Source organism: Gordonia sp. VNK1 (assembly GCF_040049135.1).
In the GTDB taxonomy this organism is placed as follows: domain Bacteria; phylum Actinomycetota; class Actinomycetes; order Mycobacteriales; family Mycobacteriaceae; genus Gordonia; species Gordonia oleivorans.
On record NZ_JBDZDJ010000012.1, the window covers coordinates 145999 to 169865 of the forward strand.

Genomic DNA, 23867 nt, shown 5'->3' on the forward strand with positions numbered 1-23867 from the left:
CGTTCGGATCGCGGTCGGCCCAGTCCGGGGCTGGTCGGGAATCACCTCACCGGGCGAACGCGGTGTCCCCGACCGGACAAGATCAGATCAGTTCAGTAGATGTTGGACGGGCGGACCATACCCTCGGCCAGGTCACCGAAACCGGGCGCCGGGATCGCGCCGGGATTGCCCATGACCTCCTCGACCACGGCGGTCTCGGTGGTGATCAGCAGCGCCGCGATGGACGCCGCGCTCTCCAGCGCGGCCCGGGTGACCTTGCACGGATCGATGACGCCCTCGTCGAACATGTCGCCGTAACCACCGGTCAGGGCGTTGAAGCCGTGTCCGAGCGGTAGTCCGGAGACCACCGTGACCACCTCGTCACCGTCGAAGCCGGCGTTGGTGGCGATCCAGCGCAGCGGTTCGGCGAGGGAATCGCGGACGACCTCGATGCCGACCTTCTCGTCGCCGGTGGCCTCGAGGGATTCCAGCGCCCGATGCGCCTGGGCAAGCGCGGTGCCGCCGCCGGAGACGATGCCCGCCTCCACCGCGGCGCGGGTGGCGGCGAGGGCGTCCTCCACCCGCAGCATCCGCTCCTTGAGTTCGACGCTGGTCACACCGCCGACCCGGATCACCGCGACCCGGCCGGTCAATCGTGCGATGCGCAGTTCGAGGGCGTCGCGATCGGCGTCGATGCGGGCACGTTCGAGTTGGGCCTCCAGATGCCGGACCCGGGAGTCGACGAGTTCCTGATCGCCGTGCGCCCCGACGATGGTCGTCTCGTTCTCGGTGACGGTCACCCGATCGCAGGTGCCGAGGTGTTCCATCGACACCTCGTGCAGATCGATGCCGGTGTCCTTGGCGATCACGTGGCCGCCGAGCGCCACCGCGAGGTCCTCGAGTTCGGCGATGCGGCGATGTCCGAAGCCCGGTGCGCGCACCACCACCGACAGCATCGTCTTGTGCATGTTGCCACCGACGAGCAGTTGCAGCGCCGGTCCGTCGACGTCCTCGGCGAGGACAAGCAGCGGGCGGTCGGCGCGTTTGGCCGTCTCGATGGCCGGCATGATCTCCTGCACCGAGGTGATCTTCTTGTTGGTCAACAAGATCACCGGATTGTCCAGGACCGCCTCCATCCGTTCCGGATTGGTGACCATGTAGCCGGAGATGTAGCCGTGATCGAATTCGATGCCGTCGACGACGTCGACGGACAGGCCGAGGGTGTCGCTCTCCTCAGTGGTGATCACCCCGGTCTTGCCGACATGTTCGACGGCGGCCGCGATGACCGCACCGATCACCTCGTCATCGCTGGCGGCCAGCGATGCGATGCGCTCGAGGTCACTGCGACCACCGATCTGAACCGCCTGGGATGACAAGGATTCCAGTACCGCGGCGACGGCCCGTTCGATGCCGCGGCGCACCCGCATCGGGTTCGCGCCGGCCTCGACGGCCCGCAACCCCTCGCGCACCATCGCCTGCGCCAACACGGTTGCGGTGGTGGTGCCGTCACCGACGACACCGTTGGTTTTCATCGCCACCTCCTTGACCAATTGGGCGCCCATGTTGGCGAATGGGTCGCGCAGCTGGATCTCCCGGGCAATGGTGACACCGTCGTTGGTGATCGTCGGGGGACCGGTGAGCTTCTCCAGGACCGCATTACGGCCCTTGGGGCCCAGTGTCACCTTGACCGCGTCGGCAAGGGCGTTCACGCCCCGCTCCAGCCGCAGCCGCGCTTCGGCGTTGTAGCGCAACTCTTTGGCCATGTCGTCAACCTCTTCTCTGTGTTCGGTGTTGTTGTGGTCGGGCTGTATTCAGTTGTCCGCCCGCCCTCCGAGTGCCGACGAGCGAAGCGAGGAGGTGTATCGAGGACACCTCCGTGACTCGACGTGTCAGCCGGGAAGCTCGGGGCAGGTCCCGTGACGGAGTTCTAGGGAATCAGGATCGCGCGGCCCCGCACCCGACCGGCATCCAGATCGTCGAGAGCGCTCTGGTAGTCGTCGAGTGCATAGGTTGCTGTGTGCAGCTTGACCTTTCCCTGCGCGGCGAGAGTCATCAGCTCGGTGAGATCGTTGTAGGAACCGACGAGATTACCGATGAAGTTGATCTCGGTGGAGATGATGTCGATGGTGGGGACGTTGATGTTCTCGCCGTAGCCGACGACGAAGTAGTTGCCCGCCCGATGCAGCATCGCCACCCCCTCGGCGGTGGCACCGCCCTCACCGACGAAGTCGAGGACCGCCTCGGCGCCCTTGCCGTCGGTCAGTGCGAGCACCTGGTCGACTTGAGTGCCGTCGGCGACGATGCCCTTGTGCGCTCCGACTTCGAGAGCCAGGGCCACCGCATCCGGGTTGCGGTCGACCACCACGATGGTCACCCCGGAGATGGCGGCGAGCACCTGAATCCCGATGTGCCCCAGGCCACCTGCGCCGATGACCACGCAGGTGTCGCCGGGACGCGTCATCCGGGCCACCTTGGCCGCGGCGTGATAGGCGGTCAGGCCCGCATCGGCGAGCGCGGCCACATCCGACGGCTCGAGTGAATCGTCGATCTTGACGACGCTGCGGGCGGTGGTCTTGAGATAGTCGGCGTAGCCGCCGTCGGTGTCGATCCCGGGGAACTGGTTGTTCTCGCAGTGGACGTCGTCGCCGTCGCGGCAGGCCCGGCACAGTCCGCAGGTGATCAGCGGATGCAGGATCACCTTGTCGCCGACGGAGACGTTGGTGACCGCATCTCCGATCGCCTCCACCCAGCCGGCGTTCTCGTGTCCGATGGTGTAGGGCAGTGTGACACCGCTTTTCGCCTCCCACTGACCTTCCAGGATGTGCAGATCGGTGCGGCACACCCCGGCCCCGCCGATCCGCACGATCACGTCGAGCGGACCGGTGATCGTCGGGTCGGGGATCTCGTTGAGTTGCAGTTTGTCGTGATATCCGACGACCTGGACGGCTCTCATGATGACCTCTCCTGAAGGAAATTGCTGTCGGGGAGTGCGCGGGTGCGCACGTTGGTGATGACCGGTCCGCTGGTGCCGTCGCATGCATCGTCGTCGGCGTAGCGGGTGGCGAGTAGGCCGCGGCAGAAGTGCGAGTTGCCCTCCACCGAGATCCGCACCGACCGTGCGAATCTCAGCCGCACCGGCACCTGCTCCGGTGGCAACGGACTGCCGTCCTCGTCTACTACGACCCGGCAGTTCGGGCACACACCCAGACCGATCTGTACCCGTCGCCGTAGCAGTGCGTACTTCGCGGGCCCGTCGGGCAGGTCCCGCAGCAGCAGATGCTCGCAGTCGGCGGCGGTGGCCGCCCCCGAGGCTATGAGCGCACTGACCGCGCGTTCCATCGACGCGGTGTGGGCCTTGCGCAGGAAGGTCATCCGCAATTCTTCGAGATCCTGCTCGGCCTCGACCCCGAAGGTGCCCTTGTAGCCGGCGTGCGCGGCCAGACCGGCGTTGATCTTGTCCGAGTCGTGGTGATCATCGAGCATCACCCGCACCTGACCGACGTCCTCGATGTCCTCGAGGGCATCCAGCGAATCCGAGGCCATCAGGTACGCGAAGTTCGGTGAACAGAAGGACGTGGGCAGCCGCAGATGGACGGTGACCCCGTCGTCGTCGATGAAAACCGAACGGACGAAGTTCAATTCGGTGATGGGTTGGTCGAGTTCCGGATCGAGAACGGTATCGAGTGCGCCCAGCACGGCGTCGGTCATCATCACCGTGTCCTCGATCTGCACCGTCCCGCTTTCGACGTGGTGGCGGTCCGACAGCGCGGTCATGCGTTCACCGCCTCCTGCGCGCCGGCCGCCACCTCCGCACCGGGATCGGCGGCGTCGGTGGGGATCCGCAGCTCCTCGGGAACCTCGATGTGCGGATACAGCGCTGCGGCGTTGAGGCCGAGGATCTTCCGCTTCTGATCGGTGGTGATCGGCGCGTATTCGGTCATGTCCTCGGGGATCTGGAAATCCACGAACCGTTCGACGAGCCACTGCGGGGTCCACAGCGCGTAGTCGCTGGCGAAGAGGATCTTGTCCTCGCCGATCCAGTAGAGGAGTTCGCCGATGATCTGCGCGAAGTAGCGGGGCCGGGTGTGGATGAACGGGATCGCCACGGCCAGTCCGCCGTACACGTTGGACTCCTGGGTGGCGATCCAGCAGAAGTCCTCCAGGCGGGGCAGGCCGACGTGCTCGATGATGAAGTTGAGGTCGAGGTAGTCGGTGGCCACCTTGTCGACGTCGGCGACATCGAAGGCGTCGCGATCGAGCGGACGGATCGTCGGTCCCTTGTGTACGTGAACGTTCTTGATACCCAGCTCGATGCACTCCTCGAGGTAGCGTCGCGACCAGTGATCGTCGAGTTTGTACCCGCGGGAATCGCCGTGCCATTCGGCGGTGTAGAGCTTGACGCCCTTGAGGTCCATGGTATCGGCGTCACGACGCAACTGCTCGAGGCCGTCCTCGCCGTCGCGCGGATCGTAGGCGTGGTTGTAAGTGAGCTTGCCCGGATTGTCCTGGCACAGCTTGAGTGAATCGTCCACCTGCGCAAAGCCGTTGACGTAGAAGTCCTTGAGGATCGTGGCCTGGAAGATCGCGTGGTCGGCCGGCCCGTCGACGAAGAGATCCTGCATGAGCCGTTCGGGACCGTAGTAGCAGTAGGTGTCGTAGTCCCACAGCTCCGATTCCGGGCTCAGGTTGCGGTGGTAGTCGTAGAAGCAGTCGATGAACTGCTTGCCATGGATGTTGCGGTGGTTGGACTCGCGTCCGTCCCAGAGGTGCACATGGGCATCTACGATGAAATACTTCTCGCCGTTCTTCTCATACATCGGTCTCACTCGCTCTCTCGCGGCGTTGACGGGGCTGTGGGGGCTGGTACTGGGCTGAAAACTGTGGGGCTGAAAACTGTGGGGCTGGAAACTGTTGGCTGAGAGGTGGATCGGATGGAATTCGCCGCCGGGGCCGACAAGGGGGCGGGCGGGGCCCCGGCGGCGAAGTCTGATCCGCTACCCGATCAGGAAGCGGTGAGGTCGAAGCCGATGAACTCGGCCGCGTCCTCCGGGCTGGCGAACAGGATGGTCTGTTCGTCGAGGTGCACCATCCGTCCGTAGTGGGTGGAGCTGATCTCCTCGAAGATCGACCCGTCGAATTCCTGGCCGAGGGCGTCGGTCAGTTCGTCGTAGTCGAAGATGAGGCGGTTGACGCCGTCGACGCGGATCATCGACGGGTACTCGGTGAGTTCGACGCCGTCCTTGGCGCCCATCACGTCGGCAACGATCCGGCCGATGGGGGTGTTCATCAGCGTCACCCCACACATGTTGGAGAACTCGGTGTCGGCCCCGAATTGCATTGTGCTCACTTGTTCAGCTCCTCTGGGATGTCGAGGCCGATGGCGGTCAGCACGTCGGCGAACTTGGTCTTGGCGTGATCGAGGCTGGAGGAGAAGGTGACCGACTTGTCCGCCGGCTGCGACCAGATCGGCTGGAGTCCGCGGGCCGCGTCGAGGCAGCGTGGTACCCACACCGCCATCCAGTCGGCGAACAGCTTCTGGTTGTCGACCCCGTACTTCTCGTCGCGCGCGAGCATCTGGAACAGTGCGCGGGAGTAGTTGAGATCGCGGTCGTAGTCGTACTCACCGGTGCCGACGATCGTCGGGGTGATGTAGTCGCCGTTGCGGGCGGCCACCTGCATCACCAGTTCCGACCGGAAGAGCGAGCCGACGAGCTGCTCGAAGACGATGTTGGAGCAGAACAGCAACTCGGCCCAGTCGCCGATCGCGGTCAGTCGTTCCACGGCCTCGCGGGTGGGCTGCCATTCCGGGGCGGACTGCCAGACCTCCTTGTGTGCCGATCCGTCGAAGGCCTCCTCGGCATCGGCCAGGTCGAGGTTGAACAGGGCCAGATCCTGGGCGAACCGCAGCTTGTGGGCGGCGTTCACGCAGACCGCGTTGTTGATCATGTTGGTCGGCGCGGAACGCTGGATCGAGGTGAACACGTGCAGGCCCATGCCGCTCTCGGCATGCATCCAGGCACCGAGGTTGCGTTCGATGAACTTGAGCCAGGCCGAATTCCAGCCGTCGTAGGCGCGGGCGCGTTTGGCATTCTGAAGACACAGGTCGACCTGATGGACCACCGCCGAGTTGTTGCGGTAGATCGTCTGCTCCCATTCCTCGTTGGGGTCGAGGAACTGATGCCAGTTGGACGACTGCGCCGACGTCCACTCCTTGGGGTAGCCGCCCGGGCCATCGCCGAAGCCGTAGATCCAGCCTTGGGTCAGGTGGCGTTCGGGATCGGGCTGGACGTCGATGGTGACGTCCTCGTAGATCGTGGCCCGCTTCTTGGCCGGCTGATAGTAGTTGTACTTGCGGCTGCGGCTGCTCGGGAATTCCCGTGCGCCGGCCTCGGCGTCGGTGAACTCGATGGAGGGGAAGCTGCGTTCCCGTGGTTGTGCTGGTGCGGACATACCTTTCGTTCCTGTCGTTCAGGCGGACTCGGCGACCAGGGGTCAGGAGTCGAATGCCGGGCTGGTGAACTTGTCGTAGAAGATCTGGTCTCTGGGCATCGAATGTTGTTCAGCCAGTGCGAGAGCCGCGTCGACCATGGGTGGGGGACCGCAGAAATACACCTCCGTTCGGGCCAGGTCGGCTTCGTTGTCGTTGACGATGTCGGTGACGTTGCCCGCCGCGACGGTGACGCCGTCGGGGGCACCGTCGACCGATTCCGACAGGCAGGCGGTGAAGGTGAAGTCGGCGATCTTCTCACCGAGAGTGGCGATCTCGTCGAGATAGAACAGATCGTCGGCGGTGCGTGCGCCGTAGTAGAAGCGCACCGGCCGGCTCAGGCCGGTCTCACTGATGTGGCGTACCAGGGAGAGAAGTGGTGCCATGCCGGCACCGCCGCCGATCGCGACGATCGGCAGCACATGACCGCTGCGCAGGGTGCAGGAACCGTACGGGCCGTTCACCTTGATCTCGTCGCCGACCGACAGTCCGTCCTCGAGCATGCCGGCGAACAGACCGCCGGGATACTTCTTGATCAGGAATTCCAGGCGGTCGGGGGTGGCCTGGGTGGTGGCGATGGAGAAGGACCGCTTCTCCTCGGTGCCCGGTACGAAGAGGTCGACGTACTGACCCGATTTGAACTCGATGGTCTCGGGTTCGACGACGTCGAGCTTGAGCGAGACGATGTCCCGGGTCACCGGTTCGATCGCCGCGACGCGGGTGAGCACATCCTGGATGGGTGCGCCGCCGAGCAGCTCGTCCTCGTCGAAGTTGAGGAGTTCGATCTCGCAGTCGCTGTATGCGTATGTGCGACAAAGGAGTACGTACCCCTCGGCCTCTTCGGAGTCGTTGCAGGCAAAGGTGGAGTAGTCGTCCATCTGCACGTCACCGTCGAGCATGTAGGACTTGCAGGCCGAACACCGTCCCTCCCGGCATCCGTGCATGAGGTGGATCCCCTGCCGGAATGCGGCGTCGAGGATGGTCTCGTCCTCGGTCACCTCCATCTCGATGTCGACGGGTTCGAAACTGATCCGATGCGTATCGGCCATGAAATCTCCTGGGCTGGGGCGGTCGATTCCTGATCCGCGTGCCCGTCGGTCGAGTAGTCGCCCCACAGGGCTCGGACCACTCGACCGACGGACGCAGACGGGTCAGACCGTGACGGCGCCGTTCTTGTTGGCCATGTACGCGGCGATGTGCGACTGGCGTTCGTCGTCACTCATCTCGTTCAGCAGCACGTTGGGGCTGGCGAACGGGATGCCGCGGACGTCGTCGAGCGTCCACATCTTCTTCGGATCGAGATCCAGATGCGGCTGCGGGATGAGCGTCTTGCCGTCGTCACGGACGTAGCCGAGATCGGTGATGATGTCGGCGAGATCCTTGCCGTGGTGCAGGGTCTCCCATTCACGGAATCCGGTGAGGCGTCCCATGTTCGGGGTCGGCCGGCCCTCGTACTCGGGGCGGAAGGCCACCTTATCGGTCCACGCGCAGGTCTCCGAGCAGTAGGTGCGCCACTGGCCGTCGACCTTGTCGGTGACCATGTCCTCACGGATGAGGCACGGCACCATGCAGGTCCAGCAGCGGTGCGGGTACTCGTAGTCGACGTCCTCGAAGGCGATCGGCTTGTTCTTGCCCGGGTAGGCGAGACGGTTGTAGTTCTCCCACCACTTGCCGAACTTGTTGTACCACCCGGGGTACTTCTCCTCGAACCACTCGAAGTCGGTGTCGGTCATGGCGTCGATGCGCCAGTAGTTGACCGGCCAGCCGGTGGCGAAGAAGCGGGCGACCTCATGCACATAGTGCTTGTTGACGATCCGGTTCCAGGCCTCCTCGACGAGGTCGTGGGGGATGGTCAGGCCGTACTTCTCCAGCGGGAGCAGGTAGCTGCGGTAGTAGTCGTCGTAGATCCACCGACGCCACATCTCGGCGTAGCTCTCGCGGTCCTTGCGGCGGTCCTTGGTGCCGTACTCGATGAAGGTGCCGATCGCGGCGTCGACCACACAGTGGTTGTTCCACCAGGCGTAACGCAGATCGCGTTCCAGCAGTGGACGATTGCGCTCGTCGGCCAGGGCCATCAGCAGGATGGAGTAGCCGTTGGAGATGTGGCGCGATTCGTCGGACTGCACCGAGTGGAAGACCGTCGGCAGCAGGTAGTCGCCGTTGGCGGCGGCCTCGTCGGGCATGGCGACGAACAGTGTGTTGGTGAATGCGGTCTCGGCGACCACCGTCAGGTAGATGTTGGCGGCGGTGATGGCGTCGCCGGTGATGAAGCCCTCACCGAACTGGCGGCCGATGGTGCCGGCGTAGTTGTTGGCGAACGCCTTCTCGGTGATGTCGAACCCGGCCGGATCGACGTAGTTGTTCATGTACAGCTTCTTGAGATTCATCTGGATCGTCGAGTGCCGGACCTCGTCGATCATCTGCACCGCGAGACCGTTGTGGATCTCGGGGTTGGGTACCGCGTCGATGGCCATAGGCATCGCGCGGGCGGCCGAGATCTCCGGGAACGGGATGATCGACAGGAACAGCTTCTGCCATTCCAGCCAGCGTTCCTGCACCTGACGGAACATGTTGCCGCGGATGGCACCGTCCATCGCGCCGTAGACGCGGTTGTCCTTCTCCTCCTCCATCGGGAAGTACGACCGCATGATCTGCTTGAGCGGATCCTTCTTCGGTGCCTTCTCAAAGGTGTAATCGGTTCCGAACCGGGTTGCCGGGGTGGCGAAGGTGGGCTCCCACGACAGCTCGGTGATCTTCGCATGGGCCTTGGTCAAGCTCTGCCTGCTCAATGTGCGCCTCCTGTAGAAGAGCCGGCTACGTGCCGGCCTGCGGGCTGAAGCGCTATTGATACAACCTCGTGATGGCAATCACACCCGTCTCACTGTGAGACTGACCACACATTCACTGACCTGGATCGGTGGTGTGTTGGGGGTGGGTGACCAGCACAAAGTGGGTCCTGTTGGGGAAAATGGGTGGTACAGCACCCAGGTTCTCTCACACGACCCAGGTTCTGTTGGCGGTGGGCGACCGGGCCTATGCCGCCGCCATCTCCAGTTGGACCAGCCACTGCCGGATGAGTTCGACGACGCGGCCGGCCTCGAGGTCTGCCCACGTCCAGCGGATGACCATGATGTTCATGCTGCGGAGTTTGTCCTCGCGGGCCTTCTCGCGCAGGACGACCTCGGTGACGTCCTCACCCGGCTTGAGCAGCTTCTGATACTTGACCTTGCCGTCGAACTCGCCGACGAGTCGGCCGTCCCAGTCGAAATCGGTGCGGGCGACGTGCTGATCGCCGTCACGGAATGTGTGCTGGAGTCGTGGGAGCCGAAGTCCGGCCTCGATCATCTGTGCCCGGCTCCACGACTCGCCGGGATTCTCCGACGAGCCGTCGGCGAAGTGGAGTGCGCGCCGTGCGACCGCCACCCCGCGCCGCTTCTCGATCAGCATCTCGGCCATCACCTCACGCTTCGCCCCGAGGCGCAGCGCGGAGTCGAAGACGGCCAGGGCTTGCGGGAAGGTGGCTGTGGCACAAGCGATGTCGACCGCTGTTCGCTCGATGCTGGTGACCGCGATGCCGTCCACCTCGACGACGTCATCGTCATCGAGGGTGGCGACGTGGCAGTGAGCGGTGGCGGTGCGATACCCGGAGTCAGGGGCGGTGGTGTGGACGCGCCGAAAGTTGGGCTTGAGCATCTCGAGGCCGTGCATGACCGCCGCGGACTGGTGGCTCAACGGATGCTTTCGGGAATTGGTGGTCGCGGTGGCGATGGACTGGAGACGATGGCATGTGGTGTGGTCACGGATCGCGGCGACGGCGAAGACGCCGCGGATGACGCGGACGATCTCGTGCCGTCGCAATGACCGACGAAGGTCATCGTCGGTGAGTCCGGCCTTGATGACTGCGGAGCGGTGGATGAGCCCGTGGGCGTCCTGCGGGAAGGTGGTCATGCGGGATTGGACGCAGGGGCGATGGCAACGGTTCCGTCGGTCAGCAAAGTTGTGTCCTGTATGCGAACCTGGGTGCTGTACCACCCATTTTCTCCAACAACACCCATTTTCTCCGGCGGTGCTGCTCAGCGCTGCGGCGGGAGTTCCAGGGCGCGGGAGTGCCGCATCCGCCAGGTCAGGAACGCCACACCCAGACGCGCCCGGCCCATACCGTCCAACGGGTCGAAACCCAGTCCTGCGCTGACGGTTTCGAGCCTCGTCTGCATCGTCGAGTGATGGATGTCGAGCGCTCGGGCGGCCTGCCGGACGCTGGAGGCATCGAGCAGCGCGGCGATGGTCGGGCGCGCCCACGCGTGCGTCATCAGCGACTCCAGGCTGTCGGCGTCGGGGTTGCGGGCGTCCGACGGTGACTCGGCGAGCAGGTGCACGAGACCGCCGTACTCGGCCGCGTCGACGACGGTGGTGGGTCGCTCGCACAGCTGCAGGGCGATCAGGGCGGTGCGAAACGAGTCGGCCAGTCCGTCGATCGTCGTCGTGACGCCCAGGCCGCACGGTGTCGACGGGGCCGTCGCCACGTCGAGATCCCCGGGGGCGATCACGGCGTGGATGGTGCCGATGGCGGTGGCGGTCACATCGGCCGGCCACGACGGATGGCTGGACCAGTCGGCGAACAGCGGTGTCGCCAGCGCACGGTAGGACGCGGTCGGGGACAGATGCAGGCGCGCCGCCGCCTCGCGTCGGCGATCGAGATCGGCGTCGCGATCGAGCAGCCGTGCGACGTCGCGGGTGGCGCCGCCCGACGCTCCCGAGTATCGGATTCCGACGGCCAGCGCCAAACGCTCCACGATGATGGCGTCGTTGGCCAGTTCGGGGCCGTGCCGTTCCAGCCACACCTGGGTGGCCACACCGCCGGTACCCCCGTCGACAACCAGCGCGTGCACCTCATCAGGGGCATCACCGCTCAGCGCCTCACCGAGCACCGACACCCGCGTCACCGCATCGCCGCGGCGCACTCCGGCCGGGCATCCGGCCAGTGCGGCGGCGGTGGCGAGCAGTCCGTGCAGGTTGACGTTGCCCACCACGAGTTCGTCGAAGCAGGCGATCACCCGCAGGCCGAGGCTCGCGGACGGGTCCAGCGCCGCGATCCGTCCGAGGAGTTCCTGCACGGTGTGATTGTCCTGTCGTCTCTCGGGCCGACGATGATGCGTCGGCCGGGTGCGCGCTCCAGTGTCTCGCGCTCGGGGCGACCGCGTCGGGAAATCGTCGGGGTGCGACGACTCCCGGCGCGATCGCCGGGTGCGTCAGCCCTCGAGCGCGCCGTACACGGCGGTCTCGAAGTCGAGGTATCCGCCCACCGAGATGGCATCGGCGAAGGGGAAGATCTGGGTGGCCCAGTAGCCGCCGATCTTGTTGCGCCGATCGATCCAGTAGTAGAGATTCGCCAGACCGGCCCAGGCCAGGGAGCCGGCCGGACGGCCGGTGGGGGCGACCTCGTCGTTGAGCATGAAGGTCAGCGCCCACGACTTGGGCATGCCGGGGAAGAATTCGGCGTCGTTGGACAGGCTCGGGATGACGCCGGGCAGCATCTTCACCTTCAGTTCGCCGAGATGGTTCTGCTCGGCCAGTGACACCGTCTCGGCTCGCAGGATCTGCTCCCCGGAATCCGAGCGGCCGTCGTTGAGCCACATCCGGATGAAGGTGAGGTAATCACCGACGGTCGAATACAGGCCGTGCCCACCCATGTGCACCTCCGGATCGTCCGGCAGGGCGAAGTCGTGATCGGGTGTCAGGGAGCCGTCGGCGTTGCGGTGATGCATGGTGGCGGTGCGTGCACGCATGTCGTCGGTGCGGGTGAAGGCGGTGTCGGTCATCCCGAGTGGTTCAAGGATCTCGGTCCGCATCACCTCCCCGAGGCGTTTGCCGGTGATGGCCTCGATGACCAGTCCCGTCCAGTCGATGTTGGAGCCGTATTCCCACTGGGTTCCGGGGTCGAACAACAGCGGCGACCGCAGTGCGGCCATGCTGGAGGTCACGATGCTCGGCTGGCCGTGCTCGGTGGCCAGCCGGGCGTAGGTCTCGTTGAAGAAGTCGTAGCCGAATCCTGCTGTGTGGGTGAGCAATTGGCGGGTGGTGATGTCGGATTTCGGGGCGCGCAGTCGGGGTTGGCCGGCGTCGTCGAAGCCCTCGATCACCTGGATCTCGCCGATCCGCGGTTCGTACTCGCGGGCGGGGGCGTCGAGGTCGAGTTCGCCGCGTTCGAGCAACTGCAGTGCGGCGGTCCCGGTGATCGCCTTGGTGGTCGAGAAGATCGCGAACACCGAGTCGGTGCTCATCGGGGTGTCCTCGTCGAGTGCTCGCAGACCCGATGCGCTCAGATGGATCGTCTCGCGGTCGGTGGTGACGCCGGCGACCACGCCGGGCACTCGATCGTCGCCGGTGGATGCGGCGGCCACGACGGCGTCCGCGGCGTCGGCGACCCGCTTGAAACTGACGGTGGGTGTACTCATGGTGATTCCTCTTTCTCGTGAAACCGATGGGGGGGAGACGGTTGGTGTCGGATCAGTCGGCGAGCATGCGGGCGATCCAGGCGAATCTGGTGTGCAGCATGGATTTCGCCAGGGCGGTGTGCGGGGCGAAGATGTCGCAGGCGTGAAATGCGCCGGGCCACACGTGGAGTTCGGTATTGACCCCCGCGCCCCACAGTGCGCCCGCGTAGGCGATGGCCTCGTCGCGGAAGATCTCGCAGTCGCCGACGTCGATGAACGCGGGCGGCAGATCGGTGAGGTCGGTGGCGCGGGCCGGGACGGCGAGCGGGCTGACCTCGGGTGACCGGTAGGCCTCGCCGAGGTATGCGCGCCAACCGGTTTCGTTGGATACTCGGTCCCACACCCCGACGCCGTCGAATTGTGTTGTCGATGGCGCGATTCCGCGGTCGTCGAGCATCGGATAGCTGAGCAGTTGGGCGCGAATCGCCGGGCCGTCGCGTTCGCGTGCGGCCAGGGCCAGGCCGGCGGCCAGCCCACCGCCGGAGCTCGCGCCGGCGACCATCAGCCGCCGCAGGTCGATTCCGAGCGAATTCGACTGGCCGGCAGCCCATTCGAGCGCTGCGTACATGTCCTCACGCGCATACGGATCCCGGTACTCGGGGGCCAGGCGGTAGTCGGGCGTGATCAGGACGGCGCCGAGACGCTCCACCCAGTCCAGCGTCGCGTCGAGCGCGTTGAACCGGTCGCCGAACATCAGGCCACCGGAGTGGGCGTAGACGATGGCAGGTCGCTCTCCGTCGGCTCGGGGTGATCGGAACACCGACACCGTGATCGGGTCGCCGCGGTAGCCGGGAATCTCATACTCGGTGTGGGTGACCTCGCGGCCGCGCATCGTCTCGTCGAGGGGGCGGGACGCATAGGACTGCCGCATGAAACCGATCAGCTCGGGTGTGACGGTGGGTGGGAACATGCCGCCGACGACGGCGAGACCGGCGCGCAGTTCGGGATCGAACTCGGGCCGCGGACGTGTCATGGATCACAGTCTAGGCAGGGCTGTGGCGTGCCCGGTACCGCCGACCCGACGCGAAATCGGTGGAGTTTGCCCGCCGAATGGCGGGTGGGGAAGGTGTCAGGCCGGTCCGTAGCTCAGATGCACGACGCCGTTGTCGAAGGCCTCCTGGTCCAGGAGCTGCAAGCCCACCTCGCCGATGCCGTCGAACAGCCGGGCGCCCGCACCGAGGATGACGGGATAGACGAGCAGGTGCAGTTCGTCGACGAGGCCGTCGGACAGCATCGCGCGCACCAGCCGGCCGCTGCCGCTGATGTAGATGTCGCCCTCGGCGCGGTCCTTGAGGTCGGCGATGGTGGCCGGGTCGTAGGCGCCGAGCACCGTCGAGTTCTGCCAGGAGCCGGCGTCGGTCAGCGTTGACGAGACGACGTGCTTGGGGGAGTCGTTGAAGAACCCGGCACCCGGATCGTCCTCGACGGTGCGGGTCGACCAGGCCGGTCCGAACATCTCGAAGGTGTTGCGGCCCAACAGGATGTCCGAGGCCGGCGCGGTGAGAGAACCGATCACCTCGCCCATCCGTTCGGTGAATCCGTAGGGCATGGTGAAGGCCGGGTTCTCGAAGACGCCGTCGGCGGTGATGAATTCGTGGACGCGGATCGTTGCCATTGGTGTGCTCCCTGTCGGTGGTGATGTGGTGATGCGGTGAGGTCAGGAGGTTGGACCGATCCCGGCTCCGGAATTCATCGCGCGGTACACCGACGTCTCGAATTCCATGGCCGCGTGCAGGGCCACCGGATCGGCGAACGGGAACAGTTGGGTCGCCCACACACCGGCGATCTGCGCCCGGCGGTCGATCCAGAAGTAGGTGTTGGCCAGACCCGCCCAGCCGAGGCTGCCCGCGGTGCGTCCGGTCGGGGCGTCGAGTTCGTTGGTCATCGCGACGAGTGACCAGCCCTTGCGGAGTCCGGGGAAGAACTCCATGTCGTGTGTACGTCGGGGATCGATCCCGGGAAGCGCCGTCACGGTGAGATCGCCGAGCTGATTGGCCGTGGCCGCGCGCACGGCGTCGGGGCGCAAGATCTGCTCGCCGTCGTCGGATCGGCCGTCCGACAGCCACATTCGCAGGAAGCGCAGGATGTCGTCGACCGTCGAATACAGCCCCTGACCGCCGAGATCGACCGCGGGAGCGTCCGGCCGGGTGGGTCGACGCAGCGGTTTGAGGCTGCCGTCGGGTAGCCGCGCATGCAGGCTCGCGGCCCGCTCGAGCATCGCATCGTCACGCGCAAAAGCGGTGTCGCGCATGCCCAGTGGGTCGAGAAGGCGTTCCCGCATGACCTCGCCGAGTCGGCGTCCGGTGACGGCCTCGATCACCAGGCCCACCCAGTCCACGCCGATCCCGTACAACCACCGGGTCCCCGGATCGAAGACCAGGGGAGTGCCCAGCGACTCGACGCTGCCGGCGGCGACGTCGGGAACCGACAGTGCCTCTGCCGCGCGGGACGTCGCCTCGTCGAAGAAGGTGTAGCCGAAACCGGATGTGTGCGTGAGCAACTGCCGGGTGGTGAGCGGCGTTCGGGCCGGACGGAGTCGGAGGGTGCCGTCGGTCTCGAATCCGTCGAGCACCTCGACGTCGCGAAGGCGGGGCTCGTACTCGGCGGCCGGGACGTCGAGATCCAGGAGTCCGTCGTCGGCGAGTTGCACGGCGACGGTCGCCGTCAACGACTTGGTGACCGAATACATCGCGAGGATGGCGTCGGTGCGCAACTCCTCGGGCTCGCCGACGGTCCGCGGACCGTGCGCATCGAGGCGGATCGTGGCGTCGCGGTTGGTCACCCCGGTGATGACGCCGGGCAGGGTCGGATCGTGGCTCATCTCAGCCATCGTGCCCCGTGGGTGCCGGCACCTCGCCGGAGGGGTCCGAACGGCGACGGTGCGCGTTGATCTTGCGGGTGACCAGGTGCGCTGACGACAACCCGATGAGCACGCTCGCCGACCCCACGACGATCAGGATCACCCCGACGATGCGCTGCGACCGGATCACCTCGTCGGGTGTCCGGCCTTCCGCCGCCGGCACGTCCTGTCCCGGATGTGCGGGGTCGAAGGCCGGTGGCACCAGCAGTTCCGGATGCGTGTACTTGGTGCCCGGCATCGAGACGCACCGATCCAGCGGCCCCATCGGTCGGTCGGCGCACGTGGGTCCCTGCACGAAGCCGCCGACGATCCCCATGGTCAGAAACAGCGCCCCGACCGCCAGACCGCCGACGGCGATGATGACCTGCCAGACGAGCATCGTCCGGGCCGACGGTTGCTTCTTTCCGGTCATCACACGGTTCGCGACAGCCGGCCGATGAACGCGTCCAGCCGCGACAGGGCCTCCTCCAGGTCGGCGGTGGACGCCGCGTAGGACAACCGCACGTGATCGTCGGCGGTGGCGATGCCGAAATCCTTGCCCGGCGTGAGTGCAACGTGGGCGTCGGCGAGTGCCCGGTCGCAGAACTGCGCCGACGTCAGGCCGGTGTCGGAGACGTCGATGTAGACGTAGAACGCGCCGTCGGGCTGCACCGGAACCCGCAGCCCGATGCGTTCCAGACCGTCGAGCACCAGGCGCCGGCGGTTGACGAACTCGCGGCGACGGTCCTCCGACACCGCCAGCGACTCGGGCGTGAAGCAGGCGAGGGCCGCGTACTGCGCCGGCGTCGGCGGGCTGACGTAGAAGTTCTGCGCCAGACGCTCGGTGACATCGACCAGGGAGTCCGGGAGGATGGCCCACCCCAGTCGCCAGCCCGTCATGCCGAAGTACTTCGAGAAACTGTTGATGACCACGGTGTTCGCGGTATGCGCTCCGGGTTCGGAGAGCACGCTGTGCGGCGGATGGCCGTCCGGGCCCGGATCGGCGAGCCCGAGGTAGATCTCGTCGACGATGCTCCAGCCGTCGCGGGCGGCCACCCGAGCACACAGTTCGACCAGATCGTCGTGCGGCACCGAGGTGCCCGTCGGATTCGACGGTGACGCCACGATGACACCACGCGTCGACGGCCGCCACGCGGCGTCGACGAGGTCGGGGGTCAGCTGAAAGCGGGTGTCGGGTGTCGTCGGCACGAGGGTGACGTCGGCGCCGAAGCTCTCGGCGAACTGCCGATTGCACGGATAGGACGGGTCGCCGATGAGCACCCCGTCACCGGGGTCGACGAGGGCGGCGCAGGCCAGCAGCAGCGCCGCCGATGCGCCGGTGGTGACCGCCACCCGCGACGGATCGACGTCGGCGCCGAAATGCGTCGCATAGAACCCGGCGATGGCCTCGCGGAGCTGCGCGGTACCCAGCGCGTCGGTGTAGGTCATCGGCCTGCCGTCGGCGGCCTCCCGAGCCGCGGCCAGGAACTGCGGAGTCGGGCCGAAGTCGGGTTCGCCGATGTTGAGCCGGATCACCCGATGCCCGGCCGCCTCCACGGCGCCTGCCTTCTTGGCGAACTCCATCGCGTAGAACGGCGCCACGTGCTGCGCCCGTCGCGAGATGTGCATGGGCACATTCTGCGCGACGGGCGCGGTGGGTTCGGCCGGTGGTGTCAGATCAGGGCACCCAGTTGAACGTGTCCGGGTCGGGGCCGCGGCGCTTGTTCTTGTTGAGGCCGTCGATCGCGGCCACGTCGGCCGGGGTCAGTTCGAAGTCGAACAGCGCGAAGTTCTCCTCCACACGCGACCGGGTCACCGACTTGGGGAAGACGATGTCGCCGCGCTGGATGTGCCACCGCAGGGTGACCTGCGCGGTCGATCGTCCCTTCTCTTCGGCGATCTTCACCAGGACCGGGTCGTCGAGGACGTCGCCCTGCGCGATCGGCGACCACGCCTCGGTGGCGATCCCGTGATCGGTGTTGAAGGCGCGCAACTCGTCCTGCGTCAGATACGGATGCACCTCGATCTGGTTGGCCGCCGGCACGATCTCTGTTTCGGCGAACAGACGCTCGAGGTGGTGCTTCTGGAAATTGGAGACGCCGATCGCCCGGGCCTTGCCGTCGGCGTAGATCTTCTCCAGCGCCTTCCAGGTCTCGACGAAGTCACCGACCTCCGGCAGCGGCCAGTGGATCAGGAACAGGTCGACCTGATCGACGCCGAGCCGCTCCAGGGTCTCGTCGGTCGCGGCGAGGGCGTCGTCGTAGGCGTGTTTGTTGTTGTTGAGCTTGGAGGTGATGAAGACCTCGTCGCGGGGCAGGCCGGACTTGGCGAACGCCTCGCCGACCTCCTTCTCGTTGCCGTACATCTGCGCGGTGTCGATGTGGCGATAGCCCACCTCGAATGCCGAGAGGGTGGCCTCGACGGTGTCCTGCGGCTCGATCTGGAATACCCCGAAGCCGAGCTGCGGGATCTGGACACCGTTGTTCAGGGTGATGGAAGGGACTGTCATGGAACACCTTTCACTGTTGTGGACGTGGTTGATGGATCGTGATGTCGATGATGCCGGTGGTCAGGGCAGCAGGATGAACTTTCCGCGCGAATGCCGCGCGGTCAGGTCGGTGAGCGCGCGGCCGGCCTGCTCCAGCGGATAGGCGGCCGCGACCTCGGTGATCAGCGAGCCGTCGGCGGCCGCGGCGATGAGCGGCTCGATGGCCTCTGCGTGGTGGCGTTTGGTCGCGTCCGACGATCCGCTGATCAGGATGATGCCGTCGTCGGTGCGGCCGAATGCGGCGATGCTGACGATGCGCGACGCGTCGATGCCGAGTTTCAGCGAGACATCGATCGCCTCGTCGGTGCCTGCGGTGTCGATGGCGGCGGTGACCGCCGATGGTGCGGCGGCGCGCACGCGGTCGGCGAGGCCGTCACCGTAGGTCACCGGGATCGCCCCGAGTGCGCGCAGAGCGTCGTGATTGGTCTCGGCGGCGGTGGCGATCACGGTGGCCCCGGCGCGCAGCGCCAGCTGCACCGCGATCGACCCGACCGCGCCGGCACCGCCGTGGACGAGAACGACGTCGCCGTCGGTGACGCCCGCGGTGGCGACCGTGTCGGCGGCCGTGACGCCGACGAGCAACAGGCCGGCGGCATGTTCGACGTCGAGGGATTCCGGTCGCCGGTGCAGTCGGTCGACGCCGACGACCACGTGGTCGGCGTAGGCGCCGGCCACCGGGTAGCCGATCACCGCGTCGCCGACGGCGAACTCGGTGACGTCGGGCCCGAGTGCCTTGACGATTCCGGTCAGTTCGCTGCCCGGGTGCAGCGGGAGTTTCGACTCGTCGGTGCCCATCACCCCGCTCACAGTCTTCGCGTCGAACGGGTTGACACCGATGGCCTGCACGGTCACCACGACCTGGCCGGGATCGGGCACCGGTAACTCGATCTTGACGACCTCCATCACCTCCGCGGGATCGCCGTAGGCGGTGGCGACGATCTGCCGCGCGGTGACGGCGGCGGAGTCGATATCGAGGGTGTTCTCGTTGGTCTCACTCGTGTCGGCCATGACAGCTACAAGGCGGCCGGGGTCGCCGACTATTCCGTTGCGATCACAATTGTCGGAAATGCCTGACCCGAGTTGTCCACAGGCAGTTGTCCACAGGCGGGTGCACGACCGCCGGCAGCGGGACACATTCCCCGTATGGTCGGCGCAGCCGGGAGGCCGCCAGATACGCGAAGGGGGACAGCGCATGACCGAAAGACGCGTCGAGGCCGTGGGTTCGGAGCTCAGGTGGATGTCGTCGGTGTTCGTCGCGGGCGCCGACGACGCCGCGCGCGAGTTCGACGGCCATCATCAATCGTTGTGTGAGATCTCAACCGGATTGTGGGACAACAGCGGTCAGGCGCTGATGACTCTCGCCGAATCGTGGCGACGGCGGGGCATGGGGCTGGCCGGCGTGGTCGGTGACCACGGCACCATGCTCACCGCGGCCGATACCGCCTTCCTCGCGGCCGACGACACGAGTGCCGCATCGTTGCGCGTGATGCCTTATCGGCCGGATGCATCAGGGTCGTCCGACATCGAATTGCGGTTGTAGATGGTCGGTTTCGGTGATGTGTTGCGGTTCGACCCGGGGCAGATCTCGTCGATCTTCGCGATCTGCTCCGCGCAGCAGGCGACCTGCTCGACGCTGGGCACCACCCTCGGCTCACTGGACAGTCTGTCGACGTGGCAGGGTGATGCCGCCGACGCGGCACGCGCGGCGGCGGGGCGGGTGCGCGTCGACATCGACAGCTACGGTGTGGAGAACGCGAAGGTGGCCGCGGCCGCCCGGGATTGTTTCAACGAGGCGACGGCGCTCGTCCGGGACGCGAGAAGTGTTCAGGCGCAGGCCGATGTGCGAGGATTTGTCATCGATCCGGTCAGTGGTGCGGTGACCGACCTGCTGTGGCCGTCGGTGCCGGGGTGGTCACCGGCGGAGCGGCAGGCCCATCAGGATGCCATCACCGAGATCACGCGCCGCGTCGCCGAGATCTGCAGCCGGGCAGAGCGTTTCGACGACGATCTGGCGGCGCTGCTCAACGCCGCGAGCGGCGGGATCGCACTGACCGCCGACGGCGAGAATCCGGATTTCAATCCAGCTGCGCGACAAGCCAACCAGATCGCGGCGTTCCGGTCGCTCTATGGGCGGCCGCCGACCTCGGAGAACGACTGGCGGGTCGCCGAGGTGCTCGATCCGCACAGTTACTCCCCGAAGAACAACGGGGTACCACCGCAGATCAGCGTGTTGCGTATCAATCCGGTTCCGGGGCAGGGGGTGGTGGCCACCGGACTGTTCATCCCGACTGCGACGGTGCACGGCGGCATCGACGATCACCTCGGTGACAACCGCGGTTTCGACCCGACCTTCGATCCGGAGGACACGAGGGTGACCTACGTCGTCGACTACGAGACCGGACTGGTGATCGCCCGGCAGAATCCGTCGGCGACCGCCGACGGGACGACCGTGCGCACCGGGACACCGCGGGTCCGGGCCTCGCAACTGGACGACGGAACCGTTCTCGTCAACTACGACGCCGCGGATCCGCTTGCGCCGCCGGGGACGGCGGAGGCCGGCTGGTCGGTCAACGGTCAGACGATCATCACGCCCGGTGAGGGTGACGGGGGCGGTGCCCGCATCTCGGGCAACGTGACCGATTACCCGTCGATGGAGACCTACCAGTACCTGCCCGACGGTCAGACGCGAGTCCTGCACACCGACGGCGCCGGCGACCACACGTCCTTCGGCCCGTTCCTCAATCTCCCGCTCCATCACGAGTTCGGCGACTACGACCGCGATTTCGAGCAGTTTCCGGGGGAGACCCGAGTCCTCGGCCAGGTCGGCAAGGCGCCGACCGGCGTGGCAGCCGACACCACCCCGCTCGGCCCGGTGGGTGATCCGCCCGCGGTGCCGGGTGTGCGGTGACGGGCGATCTTCTCAGCGGTGGAACCAGGCCTGCGGGTCGCCGGCGAGCGCCTTGTCCAGGCGCAGTCTCGACGTCTGAGCGAGCGGTTCGGGGAGGGCGTCCGGAGCGAACCAGGCGACCGCGGTGTTCTCGTCGTCGGCGACCCGCGGCTCACCCGAGACATGACGGGCGAGGAAGCACACGTCCAGATACCGGGTCTGATCCCCATTGGGGTAGGTGATCATGTCGGTGACGTCGACGCTGGTCAGGCGGATGACCTCGGCACTCACCCCGGTCTCCTCGGTGATCTCCCGGACGATCGCCCGGGCGGGCTCCTCGCCGGGTTCGAGGACCCCGGAGACCACGGCCCACTCGTCGGTGTCGGCACGGCGGGTCAGCAGCACGCGTCCCGCGTCATCGGTGACCACCCCACTGACACCGGACAGCCAGAGCGGCGCATGTCCGACGTGGGAGCGCAGGTCGCGGATGAACTCGGGGATCGGCATGGGTGCCATCTTGCCCGGCGGGCGACGCGCGCGTCGGATCGGGCCGCGGGCATCGGTGATCGTGGGAAGATCGCCGGGTGAACACTCCTCAGGGCGGTAGCGCACCGAGCGCGCAGGGCGGCGTCGGGATCTGGCTGGTCATGGTCGTCATCGGTCTGACCGGAGTGGTGTGGGCGCTGGTGGACGTGATCAACCGCGGGGTGGGTGACGTCCCGGGAAGCACCTGGCTCTGTGGAGTGCTGGGACTGGTGCTCGCCGCCTTCGCCCTCTACCGGGAGTTCGGCGGCGAGCCGCTCATCACCTTCGACGACGAGAACATCGCCGAGGAGTATGAGCAGCAGAAGCGGGATTCCGCCCGGGAGCGTGGTGAGACCGGGGACGACGCCCGGTAGGGAAGGCCTCGTCGACGCTTCGCACTCGCGTTCGACGAACTTGTCGGTGGCCGGTGCTTCACTGTGGACATCCGATCTTCTCCAGGAGGTTCACATGTTCGATGCACACGGCCCCGATGCCGCACACAGCTCTGATCCCGAGGGTGTCCGGCCGGTCGCGGCATGGTCGGCGATGTACGACTGGCTGGTCGATTCCCTGGCCGGTATGCCCGCCGGTGCGGTGCTCGATCTCGGTCCGTCCGATCATGACGGGAACGGGGATGCCGACGATGATGACCTCGACGTGCCCTGCGCCCAGATCCTGGTGCTGCGTGAACGGACGATGATGGTGCGGTTGTCGACGGCGGTGATGGACATCCCGGCGGTGGCCGCATACGCGGTGCCGAACGCGATGCTCGACCGGTGGAATTACGAAGATCGCTTCCGCGACTGCACTCACGGCTACCTGCTCAGTCGATCTCGGCGAACCGTCGCCGGCATCTGCGTCGCCTGGTTCCGCGATCGCCGCGCCTTCCCGAGTCCGACGGCACTCGGATGTAGCTACACCGCGCCGAGCGCGGCCCCGCACATCGGCTGAGTGCGGCGCCCACCGGCATGGGGGAGTCCCCTGATCTTTCCCCCAAAGCATGCTCTGACCAGTGAAATTTCCCTTCCGACGCGTCATCGTGGAGTCATGAACACATCAACCGAATCACACAAGACCACCTCCGGATCCGGACTGACCTTCTGGAAGGTCCTCGGTATCATCGCGGTCGCCCTGATCGCCCTGGCGATGATCGGGCCGATCCTCAAGGGCCTGTTCTGGGTCGCCCTGATCGCCCTGGCGATCTACGGCGGCGTCATGCTCGTCCGGTCCTCCCGCAAGAAGTCCGGCCCGACACCGCCGAGCGGTTTCTGACCGCGATCGCTCCGCGGTGGGTGGGGTTCCCGTAGGTCGAGACCCGGTGAGATCCGCTGGGACCGGTGGGCGCACTCGCGATCAATGGAAACCGAGCGCTGTCAACGGAATTGCGGGCGCTGTCAACGGAAAACCGAGCGCTGTCAACGGAAAACCGAGCGCTGTCAACGTAACTGCGGCTCGCTCGACGGAAAAATGTTGTCTGTCAACGATTTTCCTATGGCGCACATCCTCACACGCGTGTACCATGGAACGCATATTCGAGATCAAGCGGGGGTGGGATGTTCGAGACGACCGACGATATCCGTCGAGCCCTCACCTCACTCGTCGAGATGACCTCGGCGGCAACCGAAGCCGACGCCATCGACCGCCTCACCGTCCTCGAGGAACTGAAATCCGCGGCCACCGCCGCGCAGGTCCGTGAAACCGCCCGCCTCGACGAACTCCGCGCCGCCGACGAAGAAGCCCGCCGCGTCCCGCAACGCCGACGCGGCAAAGGTCTCGGCGCCGAAATCGGCTTGGCCCGCAAGGCCTCCGGACGCAAAGGCTCCAGCCACCTCGGCTTCGCCCGCGCCCTGACCCACGAGATGCCACACACCCTCGCCGCCCTCGCAGCCGGACACCTCACCGAATGGCGGGCCACCATCCTCGTCCGCGAAACCGCCTACCTCACCCGCGAATCCCGCGAAACCATCGACCGCGAACTCTGCAGTGACACCGCAGCATTGGACGGCGTCGGCGACAAAGAACTCGAAGCCAAGGCCAAAGAACTCGCCTACCAACTCGAACCCCGCGCCGTCGTCGACCGCAAAGCCAAGGTCGACAAGGACCGTCGC

Annotated in this window: 24 protein-coding genes and 1 pseudogene; 6 read left to right on the forward strand and 19 right to left on the reverse strand. The window is 66.4% G+C overall.

From position 1 onward, the window contains the following. Positions 1-92: 92 nt before the first annotated feature. The 18 genes from groL to ABLE94_RS16265 all read right to left on the reverse strand — a co-directional run bounded on the left by groL (position 93) and on the right by ABLE94_RS16265 (position 19355). A complete protein-coding gene (gene groL, locus ABLE94_RS16180) occupies positions 93-1742 on the reverse strand; it encodes a chaperonin GroEL (protein ID WP_348804423.1) in 1650 nt (549 codons plus the stop codon). A 164-nt stretch (positions 1743-1906) separates the two neighbouring features. Continuing rightward, complete coding sequence (locus ABLE94_RS16185; RefSeq protein ID WP_348809255.1) at positions 1907-2932, reverse strand: NAD(P)-dependent alcohol dehydrogenase; 1026 nt, start codon at positions 2930-2932, stop codon at positions 1907-1909. Continuing rightward, positions 2929-3753, reverse strand: coding sequence for an iron-sulfur cluster assembly protein (locus ABLE94_RS16190; protein ID WP_425476220.1), 825 nt, complete (start codon positions 3751-3753; stop codon positions 2929-2931). Before ABLE94_RS16190 ends, ABLE94_RS16185 begins: the two co-directional genes overlap by 4 nt. Further along, complete coding sequence (locus ABLE94_RS16195) at positions 3750-4796, reverse strand: amidohydrolase family protein (protein WP_348809256.1); 1047 nt, start codon at positions 4794-4796, stop codon at positions 3750-3752. The genes ABLE94_RS16190 and ABLE94_RS16195 overlap by 4 nt, the downstream gene beginning before the upstream one ends. Before the next feature lie 185 nt (positions 4797-4981). After that, the gene (gene mimD, locus ABLE94_RS16200; protein ID WP_348809272.1) at positions 4982-5317 is read right to left on the reverse strand and encodes a propane 2-monooxygenase effector subunit MimD; all 336 of its coding nucleotides are present in this window, start codon (positions 5315-5317) and stop codon (positions 4982-4984) included. Between the two features lie 5 nt (positions 5318-5322). Continuing rightward, positions 5323-6429, reverse strand: a complete 1107-nt coding sequence (locus tag ABLE94_RS16205; protein WP_348809257.1) for an aromatic/alkene monooxygenase hydroxylase subunit beta — start codon at positions 6427-6429, stop codon at positions 5323-5325. A gap of 42 nt (positions 6430-6471) precedes the next feature. After that, positions 6472-7515, reverse strand: coding sequence for a 2Fe-2S iron-sulfur cluster-binding protein (locus tag ABLE94_RS16210; protein ID WP_348809258.1), 1044 nt, complete (start codon positions 7513-7515; stop codon positions 6472-6474). Positions 7516-7617: 102 nt separating this feature from the next. Next, positions 7618-9255 (reverse strand): aromatic/alkene/methane monooxygenase hydroxylase/oxygenase subunit alpha, encoded by a 1638-nt coding sequence (locus ABLE94_RS16215; RefSeq protein WP_348809259.1) that lies wholly within the window; start codon positions 9253-9255, stop codon positions 7618-7620. 244 nt (positions 9256-9499) lie between these two features. Then, entirely contained in the window at positions 9500-10414 is a 915-nt protein-coding gene (locus tag ABLE94_RS16220) for a hypothetical protein (RefSeq protein ID WP_348809260.1), read from the reverse strand. 125 nt (positions 10415-10539) lie between these two features. Further along, positions 10540-11580 (reverse strand): helix-turn-helix domain-containing protein, encoded by a 1041-nt coding sequence (locus ABLE94_RS16225; RefSeq protein WP_348809261.1) that lies wholly within the window; start codon positions 11578-11580, stop codon positions 10540-10542. A gap of 135 nt (positions 11581-11715) precedes the next feature. Further along, the gene (gene acmB / locus ABLE94_RS16230; protein WP_348809262.1) at positions 11716-12921 is read right to left on the reverse strand and encodes a methyl acetate hydrolase AcmB; all 1206 of its coding nucleotides are present in this window, start codon (positions 12919-12921) and stop codon (positions 11716-11718) included. 52 nt (positions 12922-12973) lie between these two features. After that, positions 12974-13933 (reverse strand): alpha/beta hydrolase fold domain-containing protein, encoded by a 960-nt coding sequence (locus ABLE94_RS16235; protein ID WP_348809263.1) that lies wholly within the window; start codon positions 13931-13933, stop codon positions 12974-12976. Between the two features lie 96 nt (positions 13934-14029). Beyond that, on the reverse strand, positions 14030-14575 hold the full coding sequence (locus ABLE94_RS16240) for a dihydrofolate reductase family protein (protein ID WP_348804414.1): 546 nt from the start codon (positions 14573-14575) through the stop codon (positions 14030-14032). A 42-nt stretch (positions 14576-14617) separates the two neighbouring features. Further along, complete coding sequence (locus ABLE94_RS16245; protein WP_348804413.1) at positions 14618-15781, reverse strand: serine hydrolase domain-containing protein; 1164 nt, start codon at positions 15779-15781, stop codon at positions 14618-14620. Position 15782: 1 nt separating this feature from the next. After that, on the reverse strand, positions 15783-16232 hold the full coding sequence (locus tag ABLE94_RS16250; protein WP_348804412.1) for a hypothetical protein: 450 nt from the start codon (positions 16230-16232) through the stop codon (positions 15783-15785). After that, positions 16232-17428 carry an aminotransferase class I/II-fold pyridoxal phosphate-dependent enzyme gene (locus ABLE94_RS16255; RefSeq protein WP_348804411.1) on the reverse strand — a complete coding sequence of 399 codons (1197 nt, stop codon included), beginning with the start codon at positions 17426-17428 and terminating at the stop codon, positions 16232-16234. Before ABLE94_RS16255 ends, ABLE94_RS16250 begins: the two co-directional genes overlap by 1 nt. Before the next feature lie 49 nt (positions 17429-17477). Next, positions 17478-18308: an aldo/keto reductase gene (locus ABLE94_RS16260; protein WP_348804410.1), complete on the reverse strand. Its 831-nt coding sequence runs from the start codon at positions 18306-18308 to the stop codon at positions 17478-17480. Between the two features lie 60 nt (positions 18309-18368). Further along, the gene (locus ABLE94_RS16265; protein WP_348804409.1) at positions 18369-19355 is read right to left on the reverse strand and encodes an NADP-dependent oxidoreductase; all 987 of its coding nucleotides are present in this window, start codon (positions 19353-19355) and stop codon (positions 18369-18371) included. Positions 19356-19539: 184 nt separating this feature from the next. Here ABLE94_RS16265 and ABLE94_RS16270 point away from each other — a divergent pair, with 184 nt between their 5' ends. Together ABLE94_RS16270 and ABLE94_RS16275 are read left to right on the forward strand one after the other, a co-directional pair. Next, on the forward strand, positions 19540-19887 hold the full coding sequence (locus ABLE94_RS16270) for a hypothetical protein (protein ID WP_348804408.1): 348 nt from the start codon (positions 19540-19542) through the stop codon (positions 19885-19887). Continuing rightward, complete coding sequence (locus ABLE94_RS16275; protein ID WP_348809264.1) at positions 19888-21255, forward strand: Rv0964c family protein; 1368 nt, start codon at positions 19888-19890, stop codon at positions 21253-21255. Between the two features lie 12 nt (positions 21256-21267). On the opposite strand, the gene ABLE94_RS16280 is transcribed toward ABLE94_RS16275, so the two are convergent. Further along, positions 21268-21741, reverse strand: a complete 474-nt coding sequence (locus ABLE94_RS16280) for an NUDIX hydrolase (protein WP_348804405.1) — start codon at positions 21739-21741, stop codon at positions 21268-21270. 77 nt (positions 21742-21818) lie between these two features. Between ABLE94_RS16280 and ABLE94_RS16285 the strand changes: the two genes are divergently transcribed. From ABLE94_RS16285 to ABLE94_RS16300, 4 genes and pseudogenes are all read left to right on the forward strand, one after another. Next, positions 21819-22133, forward strand: coding sequence for a hypothetical protein (locus tag ABLE94_RS16285; protein WP_348804404.1), 315 nt, complete (start codon positions 21819-21821; stop codon positions 22131-22133). 94 nt (positions 22134-22227) lie between these two features. Further along, positions 22228-22710: a hypothetical protein gene (locus ABLE94_RS16290; protein WP_348809265.1), complete on the forward strand. Its 483-nt coding sequence runs from the start codon at positions 22228-22230 to the stop codon at positions 22708-22710. Positions 22711-22806: 96 nt separating this feature from the next. Further along, positions 22807-23031 carry a hypothetical protein gene (locus ABLE94_RS16295; protein ID WP_348809266.1) on the forward strand — a complete coding sequence of 75 codons (225 nt, stop codon included), beginning with the start codon at positions 22807-22809 and terminating at the stop codon, positions 23029-23031. Between the two features lie 332 nt (positions 23032-23363). Then, positions 23364-23867: pseudogene (locus ABLE94_RS16300) on the forward strand (HNH endonuclease); the annotation flags it as partial.